This is a genomic window from Halomonas sp. THAF12 (assembly GCF_009363675.1).
Classification (GTDB): Bacteria; Pseudomonadota; Gammaproteobacteria; order Pseudomonadales; family Halomonadaceae; genus Halomonas; species Halomonas smyrnensis.
Genome location: NZ_CP045399.1, coordinates 3,376,400 through 3,399,026 on the forward strand (window position 1 = coordinate 3,376,400; position 22,627 = coordinate 3,399,026).

The 22,627-nt window shown below is 66.9% G+C and carries 23 protein-coding genes and 1 tRNA gene; 4 read left to right on the forward strand and 20 right to left on the reverse strand.

Going from position 1 to position 22,627, the window contains the following annotated elements; genetic code table 11:
* Positions 1 to 5: 5 nt before the first annotated feature.
* The 15 genes from FIU88_RS15615 to rplU form a co-directional block, all read right to left on the reverse strand.
* Complete coding sequence (locus FIU88_RS15615; protein WP_216647282.1) at positions 6 to 581, reverse strand: PilW family protein; 576 nt, start codon at positions 579 to 581, stop codon at positions 6 to 8.
* 3 nt (positions 582 to 584) lie between these two features.
* The gene (gene pilV / locus FIU88_RS19455) at positions 585 to 1,019 is read right to left on the reverse strand and encodes a type IV pilus modification protein PilV (RefSeq protein ID WP_301339543.1); all 435 of its coding nucleotides are present in this window, start codon (positions 1,017 to 1,019) and stop codon (positions 585 to 587) included.
* Positions 1,020 to 1,514 (reverse strand): GspH/FimT family pseudopilin, encoded by a 495-nt coding sequence (locus tag FIU88_RS15625; RefSeq protein WP_152479807.1) that lies wholly within the window; start codon positions 1,512 to 1,514, stop codon positions 1,020 to 1,022. It abuts the gene before it with no gap.
* Between the two features lie 3 nt (positions 1,515 to 1,517).
* Entirely contained in the window at positions 1,518 to 1,931 is a 414-nt protein-coding gene (locus FIU88_RS15630; protein ID WP_216647328.1) for a type IV pilin protein, read from the reverse strand.
* Between the two features lie 169 nt (positions 1,932 to 2,100).
* Entirely contained in the window at positions 2,101 to 3,069 is a 969-nt protein-coding gene (ispH, locus tag FIU88_RS15635; protein ID WP_152479809.1) for a 4-hydroxy-3-methylbut-2-enyl diphosphate reductase, read from the reverse strand.
* A 43-nt stretch (positions 3,070 to 3,112) separates the two neighbouring features.
* Complete coding sequence (gene fkpB / locus FIU88_RS15640; RefSeq protein ID WP_035592834.1) at positions 3,113 to 3,568, reverse strand: FKBP-type peptidyl-prolyl cis-trans isomerase; 456 nt, start codon at positions 3,566 to 3,568, stop codon at positions 3,113 to 3,115.
* Positions 3,569 to 3,599: 31 nt separating this feature from the next.
* The gene (gene lspA / locus FIU88_RS15645) at positions 3,600 to 4,121 is read right to left on the reverse strand and encodes a signal peptidase II (protein WP_152479810.1); all 522 of its coding nucleotides are present in this window, start codon (positions 4,119 to 4,121) and stop codon (positions 3,600 to 3,602) included.
* 10 nt (positions 4,122 to 4,131) lie between these two features.
* Positions 4,132 to 6,966, reverse strand: a complete 2,835-nt coding sequence (gene ileS / locus FIU88_RS15650) for an isoleucine--tRNA ligase (protein WP_152479811.1) — start codon at positions 6,964 to 6,966, stop codon at positions 4,132 to 4,134.
* Positions 6,967 to 6,976: 10 nt separating this feature from the next.
* Entirely contained in the window at positions 6,977 to 7,999 is a 1,023-nt protein-coding gene (gene ribF, locus FIU88_RS15655) for a bifunctional riboflavin kinase/FAD synthetase (protein ID WP_152479812.1), read from the reverse strand.
* A 79-nt stretch (positions 8,000 to 8,078) separates the two neighbouring features.
* Positions 8,079 to 9,665 (reverse strand): murein biosynthesis integral membrane protein MurJ, encoded by a 1,587-nt coding sequence (gene murJ, locus FIU88_RS15660; protein ID WP_301339544.1) that lies wholly within the window; start codon positions 9,663 to 9,665, stop codon positions 8,079 to 8,081.
* A gap of 119 nt (positions 9,666 to 9,784) precedes the next feature.
* The gene (gene rpsT, locus FIU88_RS15665) at positions 9,785 to 10,051 is read right to left on the reverse strand and encodes a 30S ribosomal protein S20 (protein WP_152479814.1); all 267 of its coding nucleotides are present in this window, start codon (positions 10,049 to 10,051) and stop codon (positions 9,785 to 9,787) included.
* A gap of 365 nt (positions 10,052 to 10,416) precedes the next feature.
* Positions 10,417 to 11,556 carry a glutamate 5-kinase gene (gene proB, locus FIU88_RS15670; protein ID WP_152479815.1) on the reverse strand — a complete coding sequence of 380 codons (1,140 nt, stop codon included), beginning with the start codon at positions 11,554 to 11,556 and terminating at the stop codon, positions 10,417 to 10,419.
* A 103-nt stretch (positions 11,557 to 11,659) separates the two neighbouring features.
* Positions 11,660 to 12,850 (reverse strand): Obg family GTPase CgtA, encoded by a 1,191-nt coding sequence (gene cgtA / locus FIU88_RS15675; protein ID WP_152479816.1) that lies wholly within the window; start codon positions 12,848 to 12,850, stop codon positions 11,660 to 11,662.
* A gap of 85 nt (positions 12,851 to 12,935) precedes the next feature.
* Complete coding sequence (gene rpmA, locus FIU88_RS15680; RefSeq protein ID WP_146910183.1) at positions 12,936 to 13,193, reverse strand: 50S ribosomal protein L27; 258 nt, start codon at positions 13,191 to 13,193, stop codon at positions 12,936 to 12,938.
* 34 nt (positions 13,194 to 13,227) lie between these two features.
* Positions 13,228 to 13,539, reverse strand: coding sequence for a 50S ribosomal protein L21 (gene rplU / locus FIU88_RS15685; RefSeq protein WP_152479817.1), 312 nt, complete (start codon positions 13,537 to 13,539; stop codon positions 13,228 to 13,230).
* 306 nt (positions 13,540 to 13,845) lie between these two features.
* Here rplU and ispB point away from each other — a divergent pair, with 306 nt between their 5' ends.
* Both ispB and FIU88_RS15695 read left to right on the forward strand, forming a co-directional pair.
* Complete coding sequence (gene ispB / locus FIU88_RS15690; protein WP_152479818.1) at positions 13,846 to 14,853, forward strand: octaprenyl diphosphate synthase; 1,008 nt, start codon at positions 13,846 to 13,848, stop codon at positions 14,851 to 14,853.
* Positions 14,854 to 14,958: 105 nt separating this feature from the next.
* Positions 14,959 to 15,035: transfer RNA gene (locus tag FIU88_RS15695), tRNA-Pro, on the forward strand.
* 136 nt (positions 15,036 to 15,171) lie between these two features.
* Here FIU88_RS15695 and FIU88_RS15700 read toward each other — a convergent pair.
* The 4 genes from FIU88_RS15700 to FIU88_RS15715 all read right to left on the reverse strand — a co-directional run bounded on the left by FIU88_RS15700 (position 15,172) and on the right by FIU88_RS15715 (position 19,210).
* Positions 15,172 to 16,212 (reverse strand): Ldh family oxidoreductase, encoded by a 1,041-nt coding sequence (locus FIU88_RS15700; RefSeq protein WP_216647283.1) that lies wholly within the window; start codon positions 16,210 to 16,212, stop codon positions 15,172 to 15,174.
* A 30-nt stretch (positions 16,213 to 16,242) separates the two neighbouring features.
* Positions 16,243 to 17,571: a TRAP transporter large permease subunit gene (locus FIU88_RS15705; RefSeq protein WP_152479819.1), complete on the reverse strand. Its 1,329-nt coding sequence runs from the start codon at positions 17,569 to 17,571 to the stop codon at positions 16,243 to 16,245.
* Positions 17,568 to 18,083, reverse strand: a complete 516-nt coding sequence (locus FIU88_RS15710) for a TRAP transporter small permease subunit (protein WP_152479820.1) — start codon at positions 18,081 to 18,083, stop codon at positions 17,568 to 17,570. The genes FIU88_RS15705 and FIU88_RS15710 overlap by 4 nt, the downstream gene beginning before the upstream one ends.
* Before the next feature lie 89 nt (positions 18,084 to 18,172).
* Entirely contained in the window at positions 18,173 to 19,210 is a 1,038-nt protein-coding gene (locus FIU88_RS15715; RefSeq protein WP_253742594.1) for a C4-dicarboxylate ABC transporter substrate-binding protein, read from the reverse strand.
* A 184-nt stretch (positions 19,211 to 19,394) separates the two neighbouring features.
* On the opposite strand from FIU88_RS15715, the gene FIU88_RS15720 reads away from it, so the two are divergent.
* The gene (locus tag FIU88_RS15720) at positions 19,395 to 20,003 is read left to right on the forward strand and encodes a helix-turn-helix domain-containing protein (protein ID WP_172977728.1); all 609 of its coding nucleotides are present in this window, start codon (positions 19,395 to 19,397) and stop codon (positions 20,001 to 20,003) included.
* Between the two features lie 69 nt (positions 20,004 to 20,072).
* Here the strand turns inward: FIU88_RS15720 and FIU88_RS15725 are convergent, their stop codons facing one another.
* Positions 20,073 to 21,494, reverse strand: coding sequence for a sigma-54-dependent Fis family transcriptional regulator (locus tag FIU88_RS15725; protein ID WP_152479823.1), 1,422 nt, complete (start codon positions 21,492 to 21,494; stop codon positions 20,073 to 20,075).
* 178 nt (positions 21,495 to 21,672) lie between these two features.
* On the opposite strand from FIU88_RS15725, the gene speB reads away from it, so the two are divergent.
* Positions 21,673 to 22,623, forward strand: coding sequence for an agmatinase (gene speB / locus FIU88_RS15730; protein ID WP_152479824.1), 951 nt, complete (start codon positions 21,673 to 21,675; stop codon positions 22,621 to 22,623).
* Positions 22,624 to 22,627 lie beyond the last annotated feature (4 nt).

Here is a 22,627-nt window from a genome sequence, read left to right on the forward strand (position 1 = left end):
CATTACTAACAAAAGAGAAGACTCAAAGGGAAAGGCCACCAGCACGAGCCACCTTCATTATCGCCCCCGCCGGTATCATCACCGCCGTCACCGCCGTCACCATTATCGCTGTTACCACCCACAGCTACGCTACGATTCATGGCATAAAAATCAAATACTGACGCTTCGCCTTGCAGAGACAGGCTAACTCGATACAAGCCGTCAATGCTTTCCGCGTTCTCTGTGACATCTAGCTTTCCACTACAACCATTTTCACTCGACAGGCCATCAACAATGGGCTGATCATCGGCGGTATCAAAAAGCGTGCAACTCTCTCCATTCTCGGCTTCTGTAAGCTCATACCTATCCATATCGAACTCACCACGACGAATTTCGCGCATCACAACATCTGACACGAAAGTCAGTGCGGCTTGCCTGTCGCCAAGCGCTTCCACCTGACGAAAGCTTTGAAAGCCGTTCAGGAAAAGCTGACCGGCGCCGAGAATGATCACCAGACCGACAACCATGGAGACCATCAGTTCGACCAGTGAAAAGCCCTGCTGCTTGTCCTTTCCATTCGCTATCGGATAGACCATCGGCATGCATTACTCCGAGAGATCAGGCAGGCGGTAAACATATTCGAAGCTTCCGTCTCCCGCTTCTAATCGGCTCTCTTCCCAATTGACGGTTACCTTGTACTGGCAGCTTCCTGTTTCTTCAACATCACTGTTCCCAGCATCCGACATGGCCTTGCCGATTCCGAACCACTGCCCCTTCCAATCATCCGAAACATTAGACATCACAGCGCTGTCAGGACATCCACCCAGGGTCGCCATCTCTGCCCAGGTTCGCTCTTGAGCATCGACTGCGGCAAGGCTGGCAATGGAACGCTGATAGCCTGAGTGGGCACTCTGCAACGCCTTCAGTTGCATGCTGGCCACGCCCAGCAAGCCGACGGATAGCACCAAAAGAGCCACAAGCGCCTCCACAAGCGTGAAGCCTCTCGCGCAACATGAGCGGACTGAAAGGTTCCGAGACAATTACGCTCCCCCTTCTTCTTCTGGCGCCTCATTCAGCCTGGCGATTCGTCCATAAGCGCTGATCTCGATGCCATAGTAACGGGGCTTTCCTTCACCATTCAGCGCGATGCGGCAGGCGTCGGGATCGCAGTCACCACCGTCAATACGCCCAAGTGAGGTGAAGGCAAGGCTGGTTGGGCCTTCGAGGGACAAGTCGATATTACCCCCGCCCGACGCCTGGCGAATCACCCCGCCGCTGGCATCCTGCACCTCCCATTGCCATCTCGTACCATCAGCAGTGTCACCTGGCTCAGTGATCACATAACTGACGGTTTCACGACGCTTGATCGCTTCGCTTCTGGCCAGATTCAGACCGGTCAACACGCTATTGAACTCGGTCGCAAAGCGTTGGCGATTGATCATGTCCATGAAATTGGGAACCGCAACGGTCGCCAAAGTAATCGCCACCGCCATGGCCACCAGCAGCTCGATGAGGGTGAAACCACGCTGCCCCATGGGTTAGTCCTCAGAGTCGGAGTCAGGACAAGTCGTTGTCACTTCTCCGGTCTGATCGACTACCAGGCACTGCTCCTCGACGTTCGCCCCAGCACTTGCCGTCGCAGTCAGTGAATATGAAGACGAATTGGAAGTAAGAGTGAAACTATAAGTATCAGTATCATCCGGCCCAGGCCCACAACCGGCATAGCTGTAGTTCTCGGTGTAGCAACGCTCTATGTCCGAGGCGCTCTCCATCAGCCTGGACTCCGCCTCAGCGGTATTCGCTCGGGCGACGTACTGCGTATAGCTTGGATAGGCAATCGCCGCCAGAATGCCGATGATCGCCACAACGATCATCAGCTCGATCAGCGTGAAGCCGGCCTGGTGCCGGGCATGGTGTTCAGGGCCCTTGGGCCGGCGGCGTTCTCGGATCATGGTCACGCAGCGCGTCTCCCCTGCTCACATCATAATTTGTTTCAGTATGTATCAGCACCTTCGTTTCTGACAGTCGACAGTCGCAAAAAAACCGGGCGCTTGCCCGGTTTTCATGGCCCTACCAAAGACTGAGACGCCGGGTGAGCAACACGGTCAAGGTCGTGCAGGGCTATTCGCTGGCGATCACCCGCTCGCGCAGCTCGCGCGGCATGGAGAAGGTGATGGTCTCCTCGCGACCCGGGAGCTCCTCGGGCGCCGCGGCGCCGAGTTCCTGCAGCCGCTCGATCACGCCCTGCACCAGCACCTCGGGGGCGCTGGCGCCGGCGGTCACGCCCACCGCGTTCACGCCCTCGAGCCAGGCCGGGTCGACCTGCTCGGCGTTGTCGATCAGGTAGGCCGCGGTGCCCACCCGCTCGGAGAGCTCGCGCAGGCGATTGGAGTTGGAGCTGTTGGTGCTGCCGACGACCAGCAGCAGGTCGCAGCCGGCGGCCAGCTCGCGCACGGCGTCCTGGCGGTTCTGGGTCGCGTAGCAGATGTCGTCCTTGCGCGGCCCCTCGATCTCCGGGAACCTGGCGCGCAGGGCGTCGATCACCCGGGCGGTATCGTCCATGGAGAGCGTGGTCTGGGTGACGAACGCCAGCCGGCTCGGGTCGTTGACCTCGAGATTGGCGACGTCCTGCTCGTCCTCGACCAGGTAGATGTGCCCGCCATGGGAGGTGTCGTAGCGGCCCATGGTGCCTTCCACCTCGGGATGCCCCTCGTGGCCGATCAGGATGCACTCCTGGCCGCGGCGCGCGTAGCGCAGCACTTCCATGTGCACCTTGGTCACCAGCGGGCAGGTGGCGTCGAAGACCTTGAGTCCGCGGCGCTCGGCCTCCTCCTGCACGGCGCGGGACACGCCGTGGGCGGAGAAGATGACGATGGTGTCATCGGGCACCTCGTCGAGCTCCTCGACGAACACCGCGCCGCGCTCGCGCAGGCTGTCGACCACGAAGCGGTTGTGCACCACCTCGTGGCGCACGTAGATGGGCGGATCGAAGACGTCCAGGGCCCCGTTGACGATCTCGATGGCCCGATCGACGCCGGCGCAGAAGCCGCGCGGATTGGCCAGCTTGATCTGCACAGAGTTAGCTTGCATGGGTTGCCTTGCCTTGATGCGTTGGCATCGCTGAAGTGCCGGGTCAGTGCGTGGTGGCTGGCTTGATCTCCAGTACCTCGACCTCGAAGGTCAGGGTACGCCCCGCCAGGGGATGGTTGAAGTCCACTTCCACCCGCTCGTCGTCGACGCTCTTGATCACGCCGGGCAGCTCGCCGCCGGCCGGATCGGCGAAGGACATCACCATGCCCTCCTCCGGCTCGTCGGTGGAGAAGTCCTCGCGCTTGAGCACCTGGATGTTCTGCGGGTTGTGCTGGCCGAAGGCGTGCTCCGGGGAGATCTCGAAGCTGCCGGACTCGCCGGCGCTCATCCCCTTGAGCGGCTGCTCGAAGCCCGGCGGCAGGTTGCCGTCGCCCACCTGGAAGGTGGCCGGCGCCTTGTCGCGGGTGGAGTCCACCTGGGTGCCGTCCTCCAGCTTGAGGGTGAAGTGGAGGGTGACTTCCATGCCCTCGTCGATGCGCAGGCCTTGTGAATCGCTCATAGGTTCTCTCGAAACGGTCGTGAAGGTCGCGTCAGGCGCGCCGCGCCCGGCGCCGCTCGCCGATGGTCGACTCCCAGATCAGCCCGATGGCGCCCAGGGTGATGCCGATGTCGGCGACGTTGAAGGCCGGGTAGTACCAGCCGGCGGCGTGGAAGGAGAGGAAGTCCACCACGTAGCCGTGCACCAGGCGATCATAGAGATTGCCCAGCGCCCCGCCGATGATCAGCGCCAGCGAGGCCGCCAGCAGGGTCTCGCCGACCCTGAGGCGCTTCATCCACAGCGTCAGGCCGATGCTCGCCGCCACCGCGATGGCGGCGAACAGCCAGCGCTGCCAGCCCGGATGCTCGGCCAGGAAGCTGAAGGCCGCGCCGGTGTTGTGCAGCAGCGTCAGGTTGAAGAACGGCAGCACCTCGAGCGGCCGGGCGTAGTCGAGCATCCCGGAGGCCAGGGCCTTGGTGCCGAGGTCCAGGATGATCCAGGCCACGGCCAGCCACAGCCAGCGCAGCGGCTTGTGCATGGGCGCCGCCTGGGCGCCCTGGTCGGTCTCGGGCATGCTGCCCACCTCACGCATAGTGACGGGTCTCGCCGGGGCCGTCCGGCAGGTTGCTCACGCAGCGGCCGCAGAGGTCGTCGTGGCCCTCGTGGGTGCCGACGTCCTCGCGATGGTGCCAGCAGCGCTCGCACTTGGCGTGGCCACTGGCGGCCACCGAAACCTTGAGGCCCTCGAGCTCGGTGGCCTCGGCGCCCTCACCCTGTGCGAGCGGCGCCAGATGCACCTCGCTGGTCAGCATCACGAAGCGCAGCTCGTCGCCCAGCTTGTCGAGGGTCGCGCGCAGGGCGTCGTCGACGTAGAGGGTGACCTCGGCGGCCAGGCTGCCCTTGATGGTCTTGGCGTTGCGCGCGTCTTCCAGGCACTTGTTGACGGCCTGCTTGATCTCGAGCACCCGCTCCCAGAACTCGCGGCCCATCTCGGCGTCGTCGCCCAGGGTCTCGAGCCCGGTGTAGTACTCCTGCAGCAGCACGCTCTCGCCGCGCTTGCCCGGGATGTGCTCGTAGATCTCCTCGGCGGTGAAGGAGAGGATCGGCGCCACCCAGCGCACCAGCGCCTGGACGACGTGGTAGAGCGCGGTCTGGGCGCTGCGGCGCGCCACCGAGTCGGCCTGGGTGGTGTACTGGCGGTCCTTGATCACGTCCAGGTAGAAGCCGCCGAGCTCGCGGGCGCAGAAGCCGTGCACCTGCTGGTAGACGTCGAGGAAGCGGTATTCCTCGTAGGCGGTCTCGATGCGCGCCTGCAGCTGGGCGGCGCGGTCGACGACCCACTGGTCCAGGGCCAGCATGTCGCCGAAGGCCAGGGCGTCCTTGGCCGGATCGAAGCCGTTGAGGTTCGCCAGCAGGAAGCGCGAGGTGTTGCGGATGCGCCGGTAGACGTCGGCGGTGCGCTTGAGGATCTCGTCGGAGACCGCCATCTCGCCGCCGTAGTCGGTGGAGGCGACCCACAGGCGCAGGATGTCGGCGCCGAGCTTGTCCATTACCTCCTGGGGCGCGACCACGTTGCCCATCGACTTGGACATCTTGCGGCCGTGGGCGTCCACGGTGAAGCCGTGGGTCAAGAGGCCGCGGTACGGCGGGTGGCCGTCGATGGCGCAGCCGGTCAGCAGCGAGGAGTGGAACCAGCCGCGGTGCTGGTCGGAGCCCTCCAGGTACAGGTCGGCGCGCGGGCCGTACTCGTGGCCGTGCGGGTGCGAGCCGCGCAGCACGTGGCGGTGTGTGGTGCCGGAGTCGAACCACACGTCCAGGGTGTCGGTGACCTTCTCGTAGTCGCCGGCCTCGTCGCCCAACAGCTCGGCGGGGTCCAGGCGGAACCAGGCATCGATGCCCTCGGCCTCGACGCGCTGGGCGACGAGCTCCATCAGCACCACGGTGCGCGGGTGCAGCTCGCCGGTCTGCTTGTGCAGGAAGAACGGGATCGGCACGCCCCAGTTGCGCTGGCGCGAGATGCACCAGTCGGGGCGGTTGGCGATCATCGAGTGCAGGCGCGCCTTGCCCCAGGCCGGGGTGAAGGTGGTGGCCTCGATGCCCTCCAGCGCCTTCTCGCGCAGGGTGCGGCCGTCGCGGCCGATCAGGTCCATGCCGACGAACCACTGGGCGGTGGCGCGGTAGATCACCGGCGTCTTGTGGCGCCAGCAGTGCATATAGCTGTGGCTGATGGTCTTGTGGGCCATCAGCGCGCCGAGCTCGCGCAGCTTGTCGACGATGTGCGGGTTGGCCTTCCAGATCAGCTGGCCGCCGAAGTACGGCAGGTCGTCGACGTAGACGCCGTCGCCCTTGACCACGCTGATGAAGTCGCTGAAGTCCATGCCGTAGCGGCGGCAGGAGTCGAAGTCGTCGACGCCGTGGACCGGGGCGGAGTGCACGATGCCGGTGCTGCCCTCGTCGATGGTGACGTAGTCGGCCAGGTAGATCGGCGCGCGGCGCTCGTAGATCGGGTGGGCGAACGCGATCAGCTCCAGGCGCTCGCCGGTGGCGGTGGCGATGATCTCGCCGTCCAGGCCGAAGCGCTCAAGGCAGGACTCCACCAGCTCCTCGGCCAGCAGCAGCAGGCGCTCGCCGGTGTCGACCAGCGCGTAGGTGAACTCCGGATGGACGTTCAGCGCCTGGTTGGCCGGGATGGTCCAGGGGGTGGTGGTCCAGATCACCACGGCGGCCGGCTTCGGCAGCGACTCGAGGCCGAAGGCCGCGGCCAGCTTGTCGTCCTCGGCGCAGGCGAAGGCCACGTCGATGGCGTCGGACTTCTTGTCGGCGTACTCCACCTCGGCCTCGGCCAGCGCCGAGCCGCAGTCGAAGCACCAGTTGACCGGCTTCAGGCCCTTGAACACGAAGCCGCCCTCGACCATGTCGGCCAGGGCGCGGATCTCGCCGGCCTCGTTGGCGTAGTCCATGGAGCGATAGGGGTTGTCCCAGTCACCGATCACGCCCAGGCGCACGAAGTCGGACAGCTGGCCCTGGACCTGCTCGGCGGCGTACTCGCGGCACAGCCCGCGGGCCTGCTCGGCCTCCAGGTGCTTGCCGTGGGTGGTCTCCACCTTGTGCTCGATCGGCAGCCCGTGGCAGTCCCAGCCCGGCACGTAGGGGGCGTCGAAGCCGGCCAGGTTCTTCGACTTGACGATGATGTCCTTGAGGATCTTGTTGACGGCGTGACCGATGTGGATGCTGCCGTTGGCATAGGGAGGGCCATCGTGGAGCACGAAGGTCTCGCGGCCGCGACGCGCCTCGCGCAGGCGCCGGTAGAGGTCCATCTCCTGCCACTGGGCGACCCGCGCGGGCTCGCGCTTGGGCAGCATGCCGCGCATCGGGAAGTCGGTTTCTGGCAGGTTCAGAGTGTGCTTGTAGTCGCTCATATCCTGGGGGTCAGCCGTCGTCGTGGTCGGCGGGCTGGCCCGCCGAGGAATCGGAAGTCACGGCCTCGCGCGCCAACGGCGCCGATGCCAGAGGAAGAGAATCGTCCGCCGTGGCGAAGAAGCGCCGGGCACGCGCCTGGTCGAGGCCGATCTGCGTCTTGAGGGCGTCCAGACCGTCGAATTTCACCTCGCCGCGCAGCTTGGCGCAGGGCACCACGCTCAGGGGCTGGTCGTAGAGGTCGCCGTCGAAGTCGAACAGGTGGACCTCGAGCACCGGCCGCTGGCTGCCCACCGTGGGCCGCCAGCCGACGTTGGCCACGCCCTCGGCGCGGCGGCCGTCGGGCAGCTCGGCGATGACCGCGTAGACGCCCTGCAGCGCCAGGGCGCGGACCGACTGCGGCAGGTTGGCGGTGGGCACGCCGATGGTGCGGCCGAGCTGGCGGTCGCGCACCACCCGGCCGGCGAGCCGATAGGGGCGGCCCAGCAGGCGCGCGGCCTGGGCGAAGTTGCCGCAGGCCAGCAGGGTGCGCACCCGGGTGCTCGAGACCCGCTCGCAGTCGAGCAGGAAGCTGCGGGTGTGCTCCACGCCGAAACCGCGCTCGGCGCCCGCCGCCTCGAGCAGCGCGAAGTCGCCGCGGCGGTCGCAGCCGAAGCGGAAGTCGTCGCCCACCACCAGATGGCGCACGCCGAGCCCCTCGACCAGCACCCGCTCGATGAAGGCCCGGGCGGTCAGCGAGCGCAGCGTGTCGTTGAACGGCAGGCACAGCACCCGGTCGGCGCCGTGCTCGGCCAGCAGCTCGACCTTGTCGCGCAGCCGGGTCAGGCGCGTCGGCGCCTGGTCGCCGGCGAAGAACTCGCGGGGCTGGGGCTCGAAGACCACCACCGTGACCGGCAGCCCCAGCGCCCGGGCCCGTTCGCGCAGCTGATCGAGGATCGCCTGGTGGCCGCGGTGCACGCCATCGAAGTTGCCGATGGTCGCCACGCAGCCCCGGTGTTCGTCGCGCAGGTTGTGCAGTCCTCGAATCACTTGCATGGGCGTCATCGCGCTGGAGGTGAAAGGGGATCGATTATAACGGACCAAGGCCCCCTTGACAGCCGGGCCGGCTTGACCATCAGCCGTTGATCCGGAAATGCCGCGGTCGCACGCCGAACGCCGCCAGCCAGGCGAAGTAGGCCGACGCCCCCAGGGTCACCAGCGCGGCCAGCCAGCCGACCCGGTGCCACAGCGACCAGTCGAGCCAGGCGTGCCAGTCCGGCATCAGCCAGGCCAGCCCCAGCCCCATCACCGCGCAGCCGCCGAGCAGCTGCACCGCGTAGCGGCCCCAGCCCGGCTGGAAGCGCAGCACGCCCTCGCGGCGCAGCAGGAAGCCCAGCAGCCCGGCATTGAGGAAGGCCGACAGCGCCGTGGCCAGCGCCAGGCCGGCGTGAGCCAGCGGCCAGATCAGGATCAGGTTGAACACCATGTTGGCGACCATCGCCACGATGCCCACCTTGACCGGCGTCTTGGTGTCCTGGCGGGCGAAGAAGCCCGGGGCCAGCACCTTGACCAGCATGAAGGCCACCAGGCCCAGCGCATAGGCGCGCAGGCTCATCGCCGCCATGGCGATGTCGTGGTCGGTCATGGCGCCGTAGTGGAACAGCGTGATCAGCAGCGGCTCGGCCAGCACCGCCAGGGCCAGCGCCGCCGGCATGCCCAGCAGCAGCACCGCGCGGATCGCCCAGTCGAGCATCCGCGAGAAGTGCTCGCCGGACTGCTCGGCGTGGCGCTTGGACAGCGCCGGCAGGATCACCGTGCCGATGGCGATGCCGAACACCCCCAGCGGCAGCTCCACCAGGCGATCCGAGTAGTAGAGCCAGGACACGCTGCCCGCGGCCAGCAGCGAGGCCAGCACGGTGTCCAGCAGCAGGTTGATCTGGGACACCGAGACCCCGAACAGCGCCGGCGCCATCAGCCGGAGGATGCGCCGCACGCCCTCGTGGGCGAAGCGCGGCCAGGGCCTGGGCAGCAGCCCCAGCCGCGCCAGGAAGGGCACCTGGAACAGCAGCTGGGCGGCGCCGGCGATCAGCACGCCCCAGGCCAGCGCCAGCGACGGCTCGCTCATCAGCGGCGTCAGCAGCAGTGCCGCGCCGATCAGCGACAGGTTGAGCAGCACCGGCGTGAAGGCCGGCACCGCGAAGCGGTTCCAGGTGTTGAGCACGCTGCCGGCGAAGGCCGTGAGCGAGATCAGCAGCAGGTACGGGAAGGTCAGCCGCAGCATGTCGGCGGTCAACGCCAGCTTCTCCGGGTCCCGGGCGAAGCCGGGCGCGAACAGCCATACCAGCCAGGGGGCGGCCAGCATGGCCAGCGCGGTGATCAGCAGCAGCACCGCGGCGAGGCTGCCGGCCACCGCATCGAGCAGCTCGCGCACCTCCTCGCGGGTGCGCTGGGTGGCGTACTCCGAGAGCACCGGCACGAAGGCCTGGTTGAAGGCGCCTTCGGCGAACAGCCGGCGCAGGAAGTTGGGCACCTTGAAGGCGACGAAGAAGGCATCCGCCCCCTGCCCCGCCCCCAGCAGCGCGGCGATCACCACGTCGCGGGCCAGGCCCAGCACCCGGGACAGCATGGTCATGGCGCTGACCACCATGCCCGAGCGCAGCAGGCCGCCCCCCCTGGGGGCCGGGGGGGCGTCGGAGGCGGGCTGAGGAGGAGTATCGGTCACGGGGCGCTCCCTTGCCGGTGAGGTCCGGGCGAAGATCGTCAGGCACAAAAAAACCGGCCGAAGCCGGTTTTTCGATGGCATGCCCGCACGCGGCGGGCACCCAGAGGCGTCCGGCGAGCTTACGCGGCCAGGGCCTTGATGCGCTTGTTCAGACGGCTCTTGAGGCGAGCGGCCTTCTTCTTGGACAGCACGTCCTTGTCGGCGATGCGGTCGATGACCGGCTGGGCCGCCTTGAAGGCGTCCATGGCCTGGGCGTGGTCGCCGCCGTTGATGGCCTTGATCACGTTCTTGATGTAGGTGCGAACCATGCTGCGCTGGCTCGCCTTCAGAACACGACGGCCTTCTGCCTGACGGGCGCGCTTGCGGGCTTGCTTGCTGTTAGCCACTGACTGTCTCCTTGGAGAAAGTTGTCACCGCCTGCGAGGGCGGCTTTGATAACGTTTTGATCCAACAGGGAAAAACAAATTTCCCCGCCGGCCTGGCCATCTGGCCGACCGCGCGACGTGGCGCAGTCGATTACGGGCCGTGTCTGAGAGGATGGCGCATACTATCACGCAGCGACACCGCTTGCCAGCCTTGTCAAGCTGGAATGCCCGCCACGCCTGACCAAGAGGCTGACGATTTACGTCATGAGCGAAGAGAGGCTGGCCGTCGCCGGAACACAGTCACCGCAGTTTACGAGACAAGTAAATGAGGATGACGCGTACCGCCGTCGGCCAGGATATCGAGCGCAATAGAAAATCGGCGCCTCTTAGAGCACCACCAGGTTGTCGCGATGAATCAGCTCCGGCGCTTCCATGTAGCCGAGAATCGCCTCGATGCGATGGCTCGGCTGACCGATCAGGCGCTGCGCCTCGTCGATGCCGTAGTTGACCAGCCCCTTGGCCACCCGACGCCCCTCCTCGTCGACGCACAGCACCATCTCGCCGCGCACGAAGCGCCCGGAGATCGCCTTGACGCCCACCGGCAGCAGGCTGGAGCCGCTATCGCGCAGCACCTTGACCGCCCCGGCATCCAGGGTCAGGGTGCCGCGCACCTGGAGCTGACCGGCCAGCCAGCGCTTGCGCGCGGCGATCGGCGCCTGATCGGGGGTCAGCAGGGTGCCGAGCCGTTCGCCGTCGACCAGCCGGGACAGCACCTCGGGCTGACGCCCGCTGGCGATCACGGTCAGCGCGCCGGAACGCGCCGCCAGCCGGGCGGCGCGCACCTTGGTGGTCATGCCGCCGCGCCCCAGGGCGCCGCCGTCGCCGGCCACCGCGGCCAGGCGCGGATCGTCGGCGCGTCCCTCGGCGATCAGGCTGGCCGTCGGGTCGTGGCGCGGGTCGGCGTCAAACAACCCTTCCTGATCGGTGAGGATGACCAGGGCATCGGCCTCGAGCAGGTTGGCCACCAGGGCGCCGAGGGTGTCGTTGTCGCCGAAGCGGATCTCGTCGGTGACCACGGTGTCGTTCTCGTTGACCACCGGCACCACACCCAGCTCGACCAGGGTGCGCAGGGCCGAGCGAGCATTGAGATAGCGCTTGCGGTTGGAGAGGTCGTCGTGGGTCAGCAACACCTGGGCGGTGGTCAGCTGGTGACGCCCGAAATGGCCCTCGTAGCACTCGGTGAGGCCGTTCTGGCCCACCGCGGCGGCGGCCTGCAGGGCATGCACCTCGGCGGGCCGCGCCTGCCAGCCCAGCCGCGCCATGCCGGCGGCCACGGCGCCGGAGGACACCAGCACCACCTCGATGCCGCGCCGATGCAGGGCGGCGATCTGGTCGACCCAGCCGCCGATGGCGGCCTCGTCGAGGGCACGACCGTCATTGGTCAGCAGGGCACTGCCGATCTTCACCACCACCCGCCGCATGCCCTTCAGGGCATCGCGACCGGGGACCTCTTCACCTTTCGCCATCTTCGCCGTCCTTGATACGACTCGCTTTCACCGGGCTCGTGCCTGCCGCAGGGGCAGGCGCGATGGCGCCGCCCGCTGCACCTTCAGCCTACTACGCCGGCCCTCAGGGGGCGTATTCGATCTCGACGTCGTAGTCGTCGTCATCGAAATCGTCGTCATCGTCCTCGTCATCGCGGGAACGCTTGCGACCCAGCCGCGCCTCGGTGCGGGCCACGGCCTCTTCTTCCATGCGACGACGCATCTCGCGCTCGTGCTCGGCGACTTCCTCGTCCTCGTGCTCGAGGCGACGCCGCTCGGTGAGCCAGCGGTGGGCGGCCTGGACCAGGGCATCGGTACCGTCGCCGCTGATCGCCGAGACGCGGAACACCGGGCCGTCCCAGTCGAGGCGCCTGACGATCTCCTCGGCCACCGCCTCGCGCTCGTCCTCGGGCAGCAGGTCGAGCTTGTTGAGCACCAGCCAGCGCGGCAGCTCGGCCAGCGTCGGCGAGAACTCGCCCAGCTCGCGGACGATCGCCTCGGCGGCCTCCACCGGGTCGGACTCGTCGAAGGGCGCCACGTCGACCACGTGGAACAGCAGCCGCGAGCGGGTCAGGTGCTTGAGGAAGCGCAGCCCCAGGCCGGCGCCGTCGGAGGCGCCCTCGATCAGCCCCGGGATGTCGGCCATCACGAAGTGCTCGTGCTGGCCGAGCTTCACCACGCCGAGGTTCGGCACCAGGGTGGTGAAGGGATAGTTGGCCACCTTGGGCTTGGCCGCCGAGACCGCGCGGATCAGCGTCGACTTGCCGGCATTGGGCAGCCCCAGCAGGCCGACGTCGGCCATCACCTTCATTTCCAGGCGCAGGTTGCGCCGCTCGCCCTCGGTGCCCGGCGTGGTCCGCCGCGGCGCCCGATTGGTGGACGACTTGAAGTGGATGTTGCCGAGCCCGCGGCGACCGCCCTGCCCCACCAGCACCACCTGGCCGACCTCGGTGACGTCGGCGATCACCTCGAGGGTGTCCTCGTCGATCACCGTGGTGCCCACCGGGACCTTGACCAGCAGGTCCTCGCCGGCGCGGCCGCTCATCTGCCGGCCCTGGCCGGGCTGGCCGTTCTGGGCCTTGTAGAAGCGCTGGTACTTGAAGTCGATAAGGGTGTTGAGGGCATCGTCACCGACCAGGTGAACGCTGCCGCCATGGCCACCATCGCCCCCGTCCGGGCCGCCCTTGGGCACGTACTTCTCGCGACGGAAGCTCAGGCAGCCATTGCCGCCCTTGCCGGCTTCCACGATGATCGAGGCTTCGTCGACGAACTGCATCTGTCATTCTCCCGGCGGTGCATACCGCCATGATACAAGAAGGCCCCGCCATGGCGGGGCCTTCTCGCTACAGGTCCGGGCGGTCTCAGGCGGAGACGATGCTCACGAACTTGCGATTCTTCGGACCCTTGGTCTCGAACTTGACCACGCCTTCGTCCAGGGCGAACAGGGTGTGATCCTTGCCGATGCCCACGCCGGCGCCGGCGTGGAACTTGGTGCCGCGCTGACGGACGATGATGTTGCCCGGTGCCACGGACTGGCCGCCGAACAGCTTCACGCCAAGGCGCTTGGATTCGGAATCGCGACCGTTACGGGTAGAGCCCGCTGCCTTCTTATGAGCCATTGCAAATACCTCGCTCGTTCAGGGGAGTGACCGCTTACGCGGAGATCCCGGTGATCTTGACTTCGGTGAACCACTGACGGTGGCCCTGACGCTTCATGCTGTGCTTGCGGCGACGGAACTTGATGATGTTCACCTTGTCGCCACGGCCATGAGCGACGACCTCGGCAGACACCTTGGCACCGTCGACGGTCGGCGCGCCGACCTTGACGTCTTCGTCGCCACCCACCAGCAGGACTTCATCGAACTCGATGGTGTCGCCGGTCGGCACTTCCAGCTTCTCGAGCTTGAGAGTCTGGCCTTCCTGAACGCGGTACTGCTTGCCGCCGCTCTTGATAACTGCGTACATGCTTGTCTCTCCAGTACTCATCGGGGTTGGCTCTTCATCGACCTGCTTCGAGTGGCGCCCCTTCCGGCAACCATCTGACAGGGAGCGAGATGAGTGGGTCGCGGATTATAACCGCACGCGCGCAGGACGACAACCCGGCCATCGCCCCGAACGCCGCGCCCGGCGCGGCCCGGGCGCCGGCGCCGGCGCGCGCCTTGACGCCCCAAGGGGGGCCCCATAGCATGACCCTCACTCCCAGGCCGGCGCCCGGGGCATTGCGCCACGGATGCCGCCCGCCGCCCCCACCACTTCGTCGATACCGCCTTCATGTCAGCCAAGCCTTCGTCGCCACAGCTCGAGAACGCCGTCCCCGCCTCGCCCATCCACGCCGTCGTCGCCGAGGACTTTGCCGCCGTCAACCGCACCATCCTCGAACAGCTCGCCTCCAGGGTGCCGCTGGTGGAGACCATCGGGCAGTACATCATCGACAGCGGCGGCAAGCGCCTGCGCCCGCTGCTGGTGCTGCTGGCCGCCCGCTCGCTGGGCATCGAGGGCGATCGGCACATCACCCTGGCCACGCTGATCGAGTTCATGCACACCTCGACCCTGCTGCATGACGACGTGGTGGACGAATCCCACATGCGCCGCGGCAAGGCCACCGCCAACGATGCCTGGGGCAACGCGCCCTCGGTGCTGGTCGGCGACTTCCTCTATTCACGCTCGTTCCAGATGATGGTCGACGTGGGCTCGATGCGGATCATGGAAGTGCTCTCCGCCGCCACCTGCACCATCGCCGAGGGCGAGGTCCAGCAGCTGACCAACGTCGGCAACCCCGACGTGGACGAGGCCGCCTACTTCGAGACCATCCAGGGCAAGACCGCCATGCTGTTCGAGGCGGCCTCCCACAGCGGCGCCCTGCTCGCCGGGGCCACCCCCGAGCAGGAAGACGCGCTGCGCCTCTACGGCCGCTACCTGGGCCTGGCCTTCCAGCTGGTCGACGACCTGCTCGACTACCAGGGCGACGCCGAGGCGATGGGCAAGAACGTCGGCGACGACCTGGCCGAGGGCAAGCCGACCCTGCCGCTGATCCAGGCCATGGCCGCCGGCACCGCCGAACAGGCCAAGGTGGTCCGCCAGGCCATCCGCCAGGGCGGCCTCGAGCGCCTCGACGAGGTGCTGGCCATCGTCGGCGAGACCGGTGCCCTGGAGTACACCCGCGCCAAGGCCGAGGAGATGTCCGCCAGGGCCCTGGCCCAGCTGGACGCTCTGCCCGACTCCCCCTACCGCGAGAGCATGGCCGAACTGGCCCGCCTGGCGGTGGAACGCCGCAACTGATCCCGAGGCCGGAGGGCGACGAAGACGGATAAGCAGAAGAGGGGCTTGCATTCCGTCTTCGCCTGCGTATAATACCTCTCCGTCGCCGAGAGACACGGCAGACATCGGAGTATAGCTCAGCTTGGTAGAGCGCTGCCTTCGGGAGGCAGAGGTCGTAGGTTCGAATCCTGCTACTCCGACCACAGAATTCAGTAAAAACGGCCACTTAGCTCCTCGGAGCGGTGGCCGTTTTTTGTTGGGCAGCCGACCGAGCACCATGCGCCCGTGAGACGGCGCCGCGCCTCTCGGGCGCGACACCCGTCAGGTGACGAAAGCCTCTTACGATGCTAGATCCACGATGTCGTCGTACAGGCTCCGTGACAGGGTCACGCCCTGCGCGAGATGCCGGCGCCGCGCCTCATAGCGCCGCCGGGATGCCAGCCTCGCCCCCTGCTGCTGGACCAGCTCGAAAAGCCGCTCGGAGCGATACATGTGCACGGCCGCCTCGTCGCCGGTGATCCTCGCCGGATCGATGGCGATGATCAGCTCGCCATGGTACGGCAGGCCGCCCCGCCCACGGTCATGCTCGCTCGACTCGACGCTCAGCATGTCCCCGATCAGGGGCCCGGCGATCAGCTCGATCATGATCGCCAGCGCGGACCCCTTGTGCTCGCCGAAGGGCAGCATGGCACCGTGATCCAGCACCTCGCCGGGGTCCTGGGACGGCGCGCCGTCGCGGCCCACTCCCCAGCCGGGCGGAATCGCCTTGCCCTGGCGGCGGTAGAGTTCGATATCGCCGCGGGCGATGGCGCTGGTCGCGAAGTCGAAGACGTAGGGATCCGCGCCGGGGCGCGGCCAGCCGAAGGCGATCGGGTTCGTGCCCAGCAGGGGCTCACGCCCCCCGAAGGGCGCCATGTACGACTGCGTCGGGTTGCAGGCGATCGCGACCAACCCCTCGCGCGTCAGGCGCTCGATCTCCACCCACAGCGCGGTGCCGTGGACACAGTGATTGATCGCCAGCATCGCGATCCCCGAGGCCCTCGCCTTGTCGACCAGCGCCGGCAGGCCCTCGCGGAAGGCATGGGGAGAAAAGCCTCCCCTGGCATCCACCTTGACCACCGACGCCGCCGTATCCTCCACCACCGGCTCGGCATCGGGCACCACGCCGCCGTGGCGAAGGGTGTCGACGAAGCCCAGCAGTCGGTAGAGCCCGTGGGAGCGGCTGCCGTCCATCTCCGCCGCCACCAGGACGTCACTCAGGGCCTCGACATGGGGCTCGCTGAAGCCCTGCCGCCTCAGCACCCGGTGGCAGAGGGAGAAGAGCTCTTCTCTCGTCAGGGTCACATCGGCATCCGAGCCGCCCTGGGTTGCATCACTCACTCGATCTCACTCCTTTCTCGTGGCCCGGGGTCATTTCCATGATGGTCCGCTCAGTGCATCCGGCAGCCACAGCGCCAGCGAGGGGAACGCCAGCACCAGCGCCAGCACGATCAGCTGCAGGCCGATGAACGGCATGACGCCCTTGTACATGTGCTTGAGCGTCACCTCGGGCGGCGTGATGGCCCGCAGGTAGAAGATCGACGGCGCCAGGGGCGGCGTCAGGTAGCTGGTCTGCATGACCACCAGGAAGGCGACGCAGAACCAGATCTCGTCGAAGCCCAGGGCGCCCACGATCGGCATCGCGACCGGAATGACGATCAGCACCACGGAGATCATGTCGAGCACGAACCCCGCCAGGAAGGCGATCAGCAGGATGGTGCCGAGGATGAGCCAGGGGCTCATGCCCGTCTCCATCAGCATGGACTGGACCGTTGCCATGCCGCCGGAGGCGAAGAACACGCCCGCGAACATGTTGCCGCCCAGCACGATCAGCAGGATCATCGCGGTGATATTGAGCGTCCGAATCGCGGCCTGCCAGAGCACGCCGGCCGTCAGGTTGCGATAGGCCAGCGCCAGCAGCACCGAACCCAGGGCGCCGCAGGCCGCGGCCTCGGTGGGCGTCGCCACCCCCATCAGGATGGTGCCCAGCACGATCATGATCAGCCCCATGGTCGGCAGCAGGGCGCTGAAGGTGACCCACAGCATCTCTCCCCAGCTCGGGCGCGCCAGCGCATCATCGAGGCGGGGGGCCAGCCGGGGCTTCATGGCGGCGATGAACACGATGTACAGCAGGAAAAGCACCGCCATCAGGAAGCCGGGGAACAGCAGGCCACTGAACAGCGAACCGACCGACACCCCGGCCACGGGGCCGAGCACGACCACGGTGATGGAGGGCGGGATCGCCGTGCCCAGGGAGCCACTGGCGCAGATGGTGCCCGATATCAGCGACTTGTCGTAGCGATGCTTGAGCATCACCGGCACGGCCAGCATGCCGATCACGGCCTCGGTGGCACCGACCACGCCGCTGGCGGCCGCGAAGACGGTCCCCATGATGACGGCGCCCACGCCGAGCCCGCCCGGCAGGCGGCGCGTCCACAGATGGATGGCCCCGAACAGCCGCTCGGCGATCCCCGAGTTCTCGAGCATCGCCCCCATGAAGATGAACAGCGGCACGGCGGCCAGGATGGAGTTGGAGGCCGTGTCCTCGATCTTGGTCAACATCTGGTAAGCGGCGGCATCCCCGAACTGGGCGATGCCGAAGAGGGTCGCCACCACGATCATCGAGAACGCGATGGGGAACCCGAGAACGATCAGCCCGATCAGGGCGGGAAACATGATCAGCGCCAGATAGTCACTCATGAGCCTTCTCCCTGCCCGACCGCGCGACCGGTCAATGTCGCGACAAACTTCAGCATCTCGGCGATGACCTGCAGGGCGAGCAGCAGGAAGCCAAGCAGCCAGACGCTGAACACCGGCCAGATGACCGGGTTCCATGCCGAACGCCCGGAGCGCTCGCTCGACGCGAAGGCCTCCAGGGCGTAGAAGGAGAGCTCCCAGACCAGCCAGCCCAGCACCGGCAGGAAGCCGGCATAGCAGACCAGGTTGACCAGCGCCTTGGTGCGAGGCGCGAATCGCTGGCTGACGACATCCACGCTCACGTGCTGGCCGACCCGCAGGGCATTGGCCATGCCCAGCATGAAGATCGCCCCCATCACCATGTAGCTGATTTCAAACGCCCAGAGCGTGGGCCGGCCCAGCACGTACCGGCTGAACACCTCGTAGACGAGGGACGCCACCAGCGGGAACGTCAGCCAGGCACCGACATACCCCGCCCAGCGCGTCAGGCGCTCGATGAGACCAATTGTTTTCATGGGAAAGCCCCGAACAACGATATAACGACATGAAGACGACACGGGCGGGGAGCCCGCCCGTGTCGCCGTCGGGTAGGAAGGGTGGGCGCCTAGCGGCCCATGGCACCGATCGGCAGGCGATAGTCCTGCCAGGTGGTCATCTCCTGCTTGAAGGCGCGCTGGGATTCGAGCACGCGGGCGAACCACTCGTTCTCGGCCGCCTTCTCGTCTTCCCAGGCGCGCGTCTCCTCATAGATGGCATCGACGAAGGAGGGATCCAGCTGCACGAGCTCGTTGGGGCCCTCTTCCAGCTCCTGGAACGCGGAGAGGTCGGCGAACGAGCTGGCGAGCCAGGAGTCGAAGACGCTCAGCTTGCCGGCCAGGCGCAGCTGCTCCTGCTGCGCCTCGGTCAGCTGGTCCCAGGCGTCCTGGTTGACTTCGCACTCGAGGAAGCCGCCGGACTGGTGCACGCCGGGCAGGATGACGTACTGCGCGACGTCCTGGAAACCGGTGGGCTTGTTGAGCTCCGGGCTGCCCCACTCGGCGGCATCGATCACGCCGCGATCGAGGGCCGTATAGATGTCGCTGCCGGCCATCACCACGGTCGAGGCGCCGAGTCGAGAGGCGATTTCCGCCCAGGCCCCGGACGTCCTCAGGCGCAGCCCCTGGAAGTCCTCCAGCGTCTGCACCTTCTTGTTGGAGTGCAGGAAGATCTCGGTGCCGAGAATGGAGCAGGGGAAGGCCACCACACCGAACTCTTCACGGCGGAACGTCTCGTACAGTTCGACACCCCCGCCCTCGTACATCCACAGCATGAACTCCTCGGGGGTCAGCCCGCTGGAGTGCCCCGCCAGCAGCGCGGCGGTCGGATCGGAACCATAGTCGTAATTGATGTAGTTGTGGCTGACTTCGGCGACGCCCGACTTGACGGTATTGGTGACGCGCAGGGCGCCCCCCAGGGTCCCCCCGGGGAAGACCTCGATGTTCACGTCGCCGCCGGTCAGCTGGCTGGCATAGTCGGCGAAGGCCTTGGCGTCACGCTCCAGCCAGGGGCCGCCGCCCCAGGGCGTCGCCATCTTCCAGCTGACCTCTTCCGCCTGGGCGGAGGCGGCGACCAGCAGGCCCGCCACGAGACCGACATGGAGCACATCTCTCTTTACTTTGTACATTTTTGTTTTCCCTTATTTTTTTGGTAAACCAAGAATCGGGCAATCGCCATCACACGCGATATTGCCGTAATCGGTTTGCCGATGAAGCATTGCAGATACGCAAAATTGCGTCAAATATGGATGGCCACTGCCAATGACGCACAACCCCCGACGGAGCCAGCGCATGACTACATCAACGGAATCGTCAAGGATCCTGAAACACCGGCAGCGCAAGGCGGGGGCCATCGGCGACAACCTCCGCGCCCTGCGCAAGGCCAGAGGGCTGACCATCGCCGCCATGGCCGGCGCCTCCGGCATCTCGGCGGCCAGCGTGTCGCGCATCGAGAACGGCCACATCTCCCCCACCTACGAGGCGATCGTCAGCCTCGCCCAGGGGCTGCAGGTCGATGTCAGCGAGCTGTTCTACCACTCGGGGCAAGCCGCCTTTCGCGGCTGGTGGGCGCTGACGCGTGCCCAGGAAGGCGACATCATCGAGACGCCCAACTACCGCTTCAGGCCACTCTGTAACAACGTGGCCGCCAAGGAGTACATGGTGCTGGACACCACGATCCTTAACCGCAGCCTCGAGGAATTCGGCGAGCTGCAGAAGCACCCCGGACAGGAACAGGTCATCGTCACCAGCGGCGAGGTGACGGTATGGACAGAGCTATACGACCCGGTGGAGCTCGGCGTCGGCGACAGCTTCGCCTTCGACAGCACCCTGGGCCATGCCGTGACCTACCGCGGGGAGCGGCCGGCCACCCTGATCTGGGTCTGCAGCGCACACGCCTGAACCGGCAGGCCCGCCGCCCTGGAGAGCGTCACCGTGCGGCCTGCAAGCGTTGGCGATGCGGGCCTGCCACTAGCTCGCCGACCGAATCCGCAGCCCATGCCGACGCAGCTTGCGCACCACGCTGGGCTGACTGATCCCGAGCCGCTCGGCCATCGCATAGGTGGAAGACAGCTCGCCGCACAGCTCGGCGAGGACGGCGCGCTCGGTGCGCGCCAGCATGGCCTTGAGCGACTCCCCTTCGAGCAGCGCGGCGCCGGCCTTCCCCTCGGTGCTCCGCTCCGGCTCCGTCTCGGGCAGCGCCGCCGGCCATTCCGCGGCCGCCCGCTCGCCACGAATGATATCCTCCCCGGCCGACAGCCAGGCCCGCTCCAGCCAGTTCTCGAGCTCTCGCACGTTGCCCGGCCAGTCCCGCCCCATCAGCTCCTGCCAGACGTCACGCCCGATCAGCTTGTCGCGCCCATAGCGGGCGTTGAGACGCTTCAGCTGGCGTTCGACCAGGCCGGGGATGTCCTCGCGGCGCTCGCGCAGCGGCGGCAGGGTGACGGGGATGACGTTGAGGCGATAGTAGAGATCGAGGCGGAACGCCCCTTCCTCGACCCGCCGGGCCAGGTCCTGGTTGGTCGCCACCACCAGCCGGAAGTCGATGCGCCTGGCCCGCGTATCGCCCAGCCGGGTCACGCTGCCGTCCTGGATGGTCTTGAGCAGCTTGGTCTGCATCGCCAGCGGCAGTTCGCCGATTTCATCGAGAAACAGGGTCCCGCCCTCGGCCTGCTCCAGGAGGCCCGCCTTGCCCCCCGGGGCGGCCCCGCTGAAGGCACCATGCCGATAGCCGAACATCTCCGACTCGAACAGGCTCTCCGGAATGGCGCCGCAGTTGACGTCGATGAAGGGCCCATCGCCGCGGGCGCTCCAGCGATGCAGCTGGCGGGCGAAGGCGGTCTTACCGACGCCCGACTCGCCGAGCATCAGCACCGTGGCGTCGGTCGGCGCCACCCGCTGCAGCAGCAGCGCCACCTCGCGCATCACCCGGCTGCGCACCTCGAGCTCGCCCAGGTCGACGTCCAGACCGGGCTCCTCGGCGACGCCGCCACGCATGAGATGCTCGCTGAAGCGACGCTGAAGCAGCGCATACTCTTCCTGAAGCATCTGCAGGTCGGTCAGATCCATCGACCGGCTGACCACCGCCACCAGCTGGCCACCCTGAAACACCGGATGCGCCTGGGCGATCACCCGCCTTCCGGTGCCGGTCTCCTGCATCAGCTGGGCCGGCTTGCCGGTGCGGATGACCTCCAGGCTGATCGAGGGCTTCAGCACGCCCGCGGCCTCGAGCTGCTGCACGGTCGTGGCGCAGAGCTCCTCGCGGGACATGCCATAGACCGCCGCCGCGGCCGGACTGACCTCGCAGACCCGCCCCTCGGCATCCACCACGAAGAAGTGATCGTGGGCGGTATCGATGATGGTCTGCAGGATGCAGCTGTCGAGCTCGCTCATGAGAGGGCACCGCGATGCATGAATGAATCACTTGATCCATTAATGTATCACGCCGCCGCTAAAGCGATTCAAAAATGAATCGATTATTTCAAAAATCCATTCAAGATCAATGAACTAAAAGATGGCACGTTTCATGCTTGCTATAGCGATGAATAACCCCAATGACACGGAGCCCTAGATGAGCGACTTCAATCAGCCCCTCGGCGGCAACGAGATGCCACGCTTCGGCGGCCCCGCCACCATGATGCGCCTGCCCACCCAGGACAGCGCCGCCGGGCTCGATGCCGCCTTCATCGGCGTGCCCATGGACATCGGCGCCTCCAACCGCCCCGGCACGCGCCTGGGGCCGCGCCAGATCCGCGACGAGTCGCGCATGCTTCGCCCCTACAACATGGCCACCCGCGCCGCGCCCTTCGACAGCCTGCAGGTCGCCGACATCGGCGACGTGGCGATCAACACCTTCAACCTGCCCAAGAACCTCGACATCATCACCGACTTCTACGACGAGGTGCTGTCTCACGACTGCGTGCCGCTGACGATGGGCGGCGACCACACCCTGACCTGGCCGCTGCTGCGTGCCATCGCCAAGAAGCACGGCCCGGTCGGCCTGATACATGTCGATGCCCACGCCGACGTCAACGAGCACATGTTCGGCGAGGAAATCGCCCACGGCTGCCCCTTCCGCCGCGCCCAGGAAGAGGGCCTGCTGGACAGCAACCGCGTGGTGCAGATCGGTCTGCGCGGCACCGGCTACGCCGCCGACGACTTCGACTGGTGCCGCGACCAGGGTTTCCGCGTCGTGACCGCCGAGCAGTGCTGGTACAAGTCGCTGGCGCCGCTGATGGCCGAAGTGCGCGAGCAGATGGGCGACGGCCCGGTGTACATCTCCTTCGACATCGACGGCCTGGACCCCTCGGTCGCTCCCGGCACCGGCACCGTCGAGATGGGCGGCCTCACCGCCCAGCAGGGGCTGGAGATCGTGCGCGGCGCGGCGGGCCTCAATGTCGTGGGCGGCGACCTGGTCGAGGTCTCGCCCCCCTATGACACCAGCGGCAACACCGCGCTGATGGGCGCCACCCTGCTCTACGAGATGCTCTGCGTGCTGCCCGGCGTGAAACACCGCGACTGAGCCG

Coding starts and splice junctions, on each gene's coding strand:
- FIU88_RS15705 (WP_152479819.1), bottom strand. CDS start 17,571: ATGAGTGACTATCTGGCGCTGATCATGTTTCCCGCCCTGATCGGGCTG.
- lspA (WP_152479810.1), bottom strand. CDS start 4,121: ATGCCCGAGACCGACCAGGGCGCCCAGGCGGCGCCCATGCACAAGCCG.
- FIU88_RS15725 (WP_152479823.1), bottom strand. CDS start 21,494: ATGAGCGAGCTCGACAGCTGCATCCTGCAGACCATCATCGATACCGCC.
- speB (WP_152479824.1), top strand. CDS start 21,673: ATGAGCGACTTCAATCAGCCCCTCGGCGGCAACGAGATGCCACGCTTC.
- proB (WP_152479815.1), bottom strand. CDS start 11,556: ATGGCGAAAGGTGAAGAGGTCCCCGGTCGCGATGCCCTGAAGGGCATG.
- ribF (WP_152479812.1), bottom strand. CDS start 7,999: ATGCAAGTGATTCGAGGACTGCACAACCTGCGCGACGAACACCGGGGC.
- ispB (WP_152479818.1), top strand. CDS start 13,846: ATGTCAGCCAAGCCTTCGTCGCCACAGCTCGAGAACGCCGTCCCCGCC.
- cgtA (WP_152479816.1), bottom strand. CDS start 12,850: ATGCAGTTCGTCGACGAAGCCTCGATCATCGTGGAAGCCGGCAAGGGC.
- FIU88_RS15720 (WP_172977728.1), top strand. CDS start 19,395: ATGACTACATCAACGGAATCGTCAAGGATCCTGAAACACCGGCAGCGC.
- FIU88_RS15630 (WP_216647328.1), bottom strand. CDS start 1,931: ATGATCCGAGAACGCCGCCGGCCCAAGGGCCCTGAACACCATGCCCGG.
- rplU (WP_152479817.1), bottom strand. CDS start 13,539: ATGTACGCAGTTATCAAGAGCGGCGGCAAGCAGTACCGCGTTCAGGAA.
- ispH (WP_152479809.1), bottom strand. CDS start 3,069: ATGCAAGCTAACTCTGTGCAGATCAAGCTGGCCAATCCGCGCGGCTTC.
- rpmA (WP_146910183.1), bottom strand. CDS start 13,193: ATGGCTCATAAGAAGGCAGCGGGCTCTACCCGTAACGGTCGCGATTCC.
- FIU88_RS15625 (WP_152479807.1), bottom strand. CDS start 1,514: ATGGGGCAGCGTGGTTTCACCCTCATCGAGCTGCTGGTGGCCATGGCG.
- FIU88_RS15615 (WP_216647282.1), bottom strand. CDS start 581: ATGCCGATGGTCTATCCGATAGCGAATGGAAAGGACAAGCAGCAGGGC.
- ileS (WP_152479811.1), bottom strand. CDS start 6,966: ATGAGCGACTACAAGCACACTCTGAACCTGCCAGAAACCGACTTCCCG.
- fkpB (WP_035592834.1), bottom strand. CDS start 3,568: ATGAGCGATTCACAAGGCCTGCGCATCGACGAGGGCATGGAAGTCACC.
- FIU88_RS15710 (WP_152479820.1), bottom strand. CDS start 18,083: ATGAAAACAATTGGTCTCATCGAGCGCCTGACGCGCTGGGCGGGGTAT.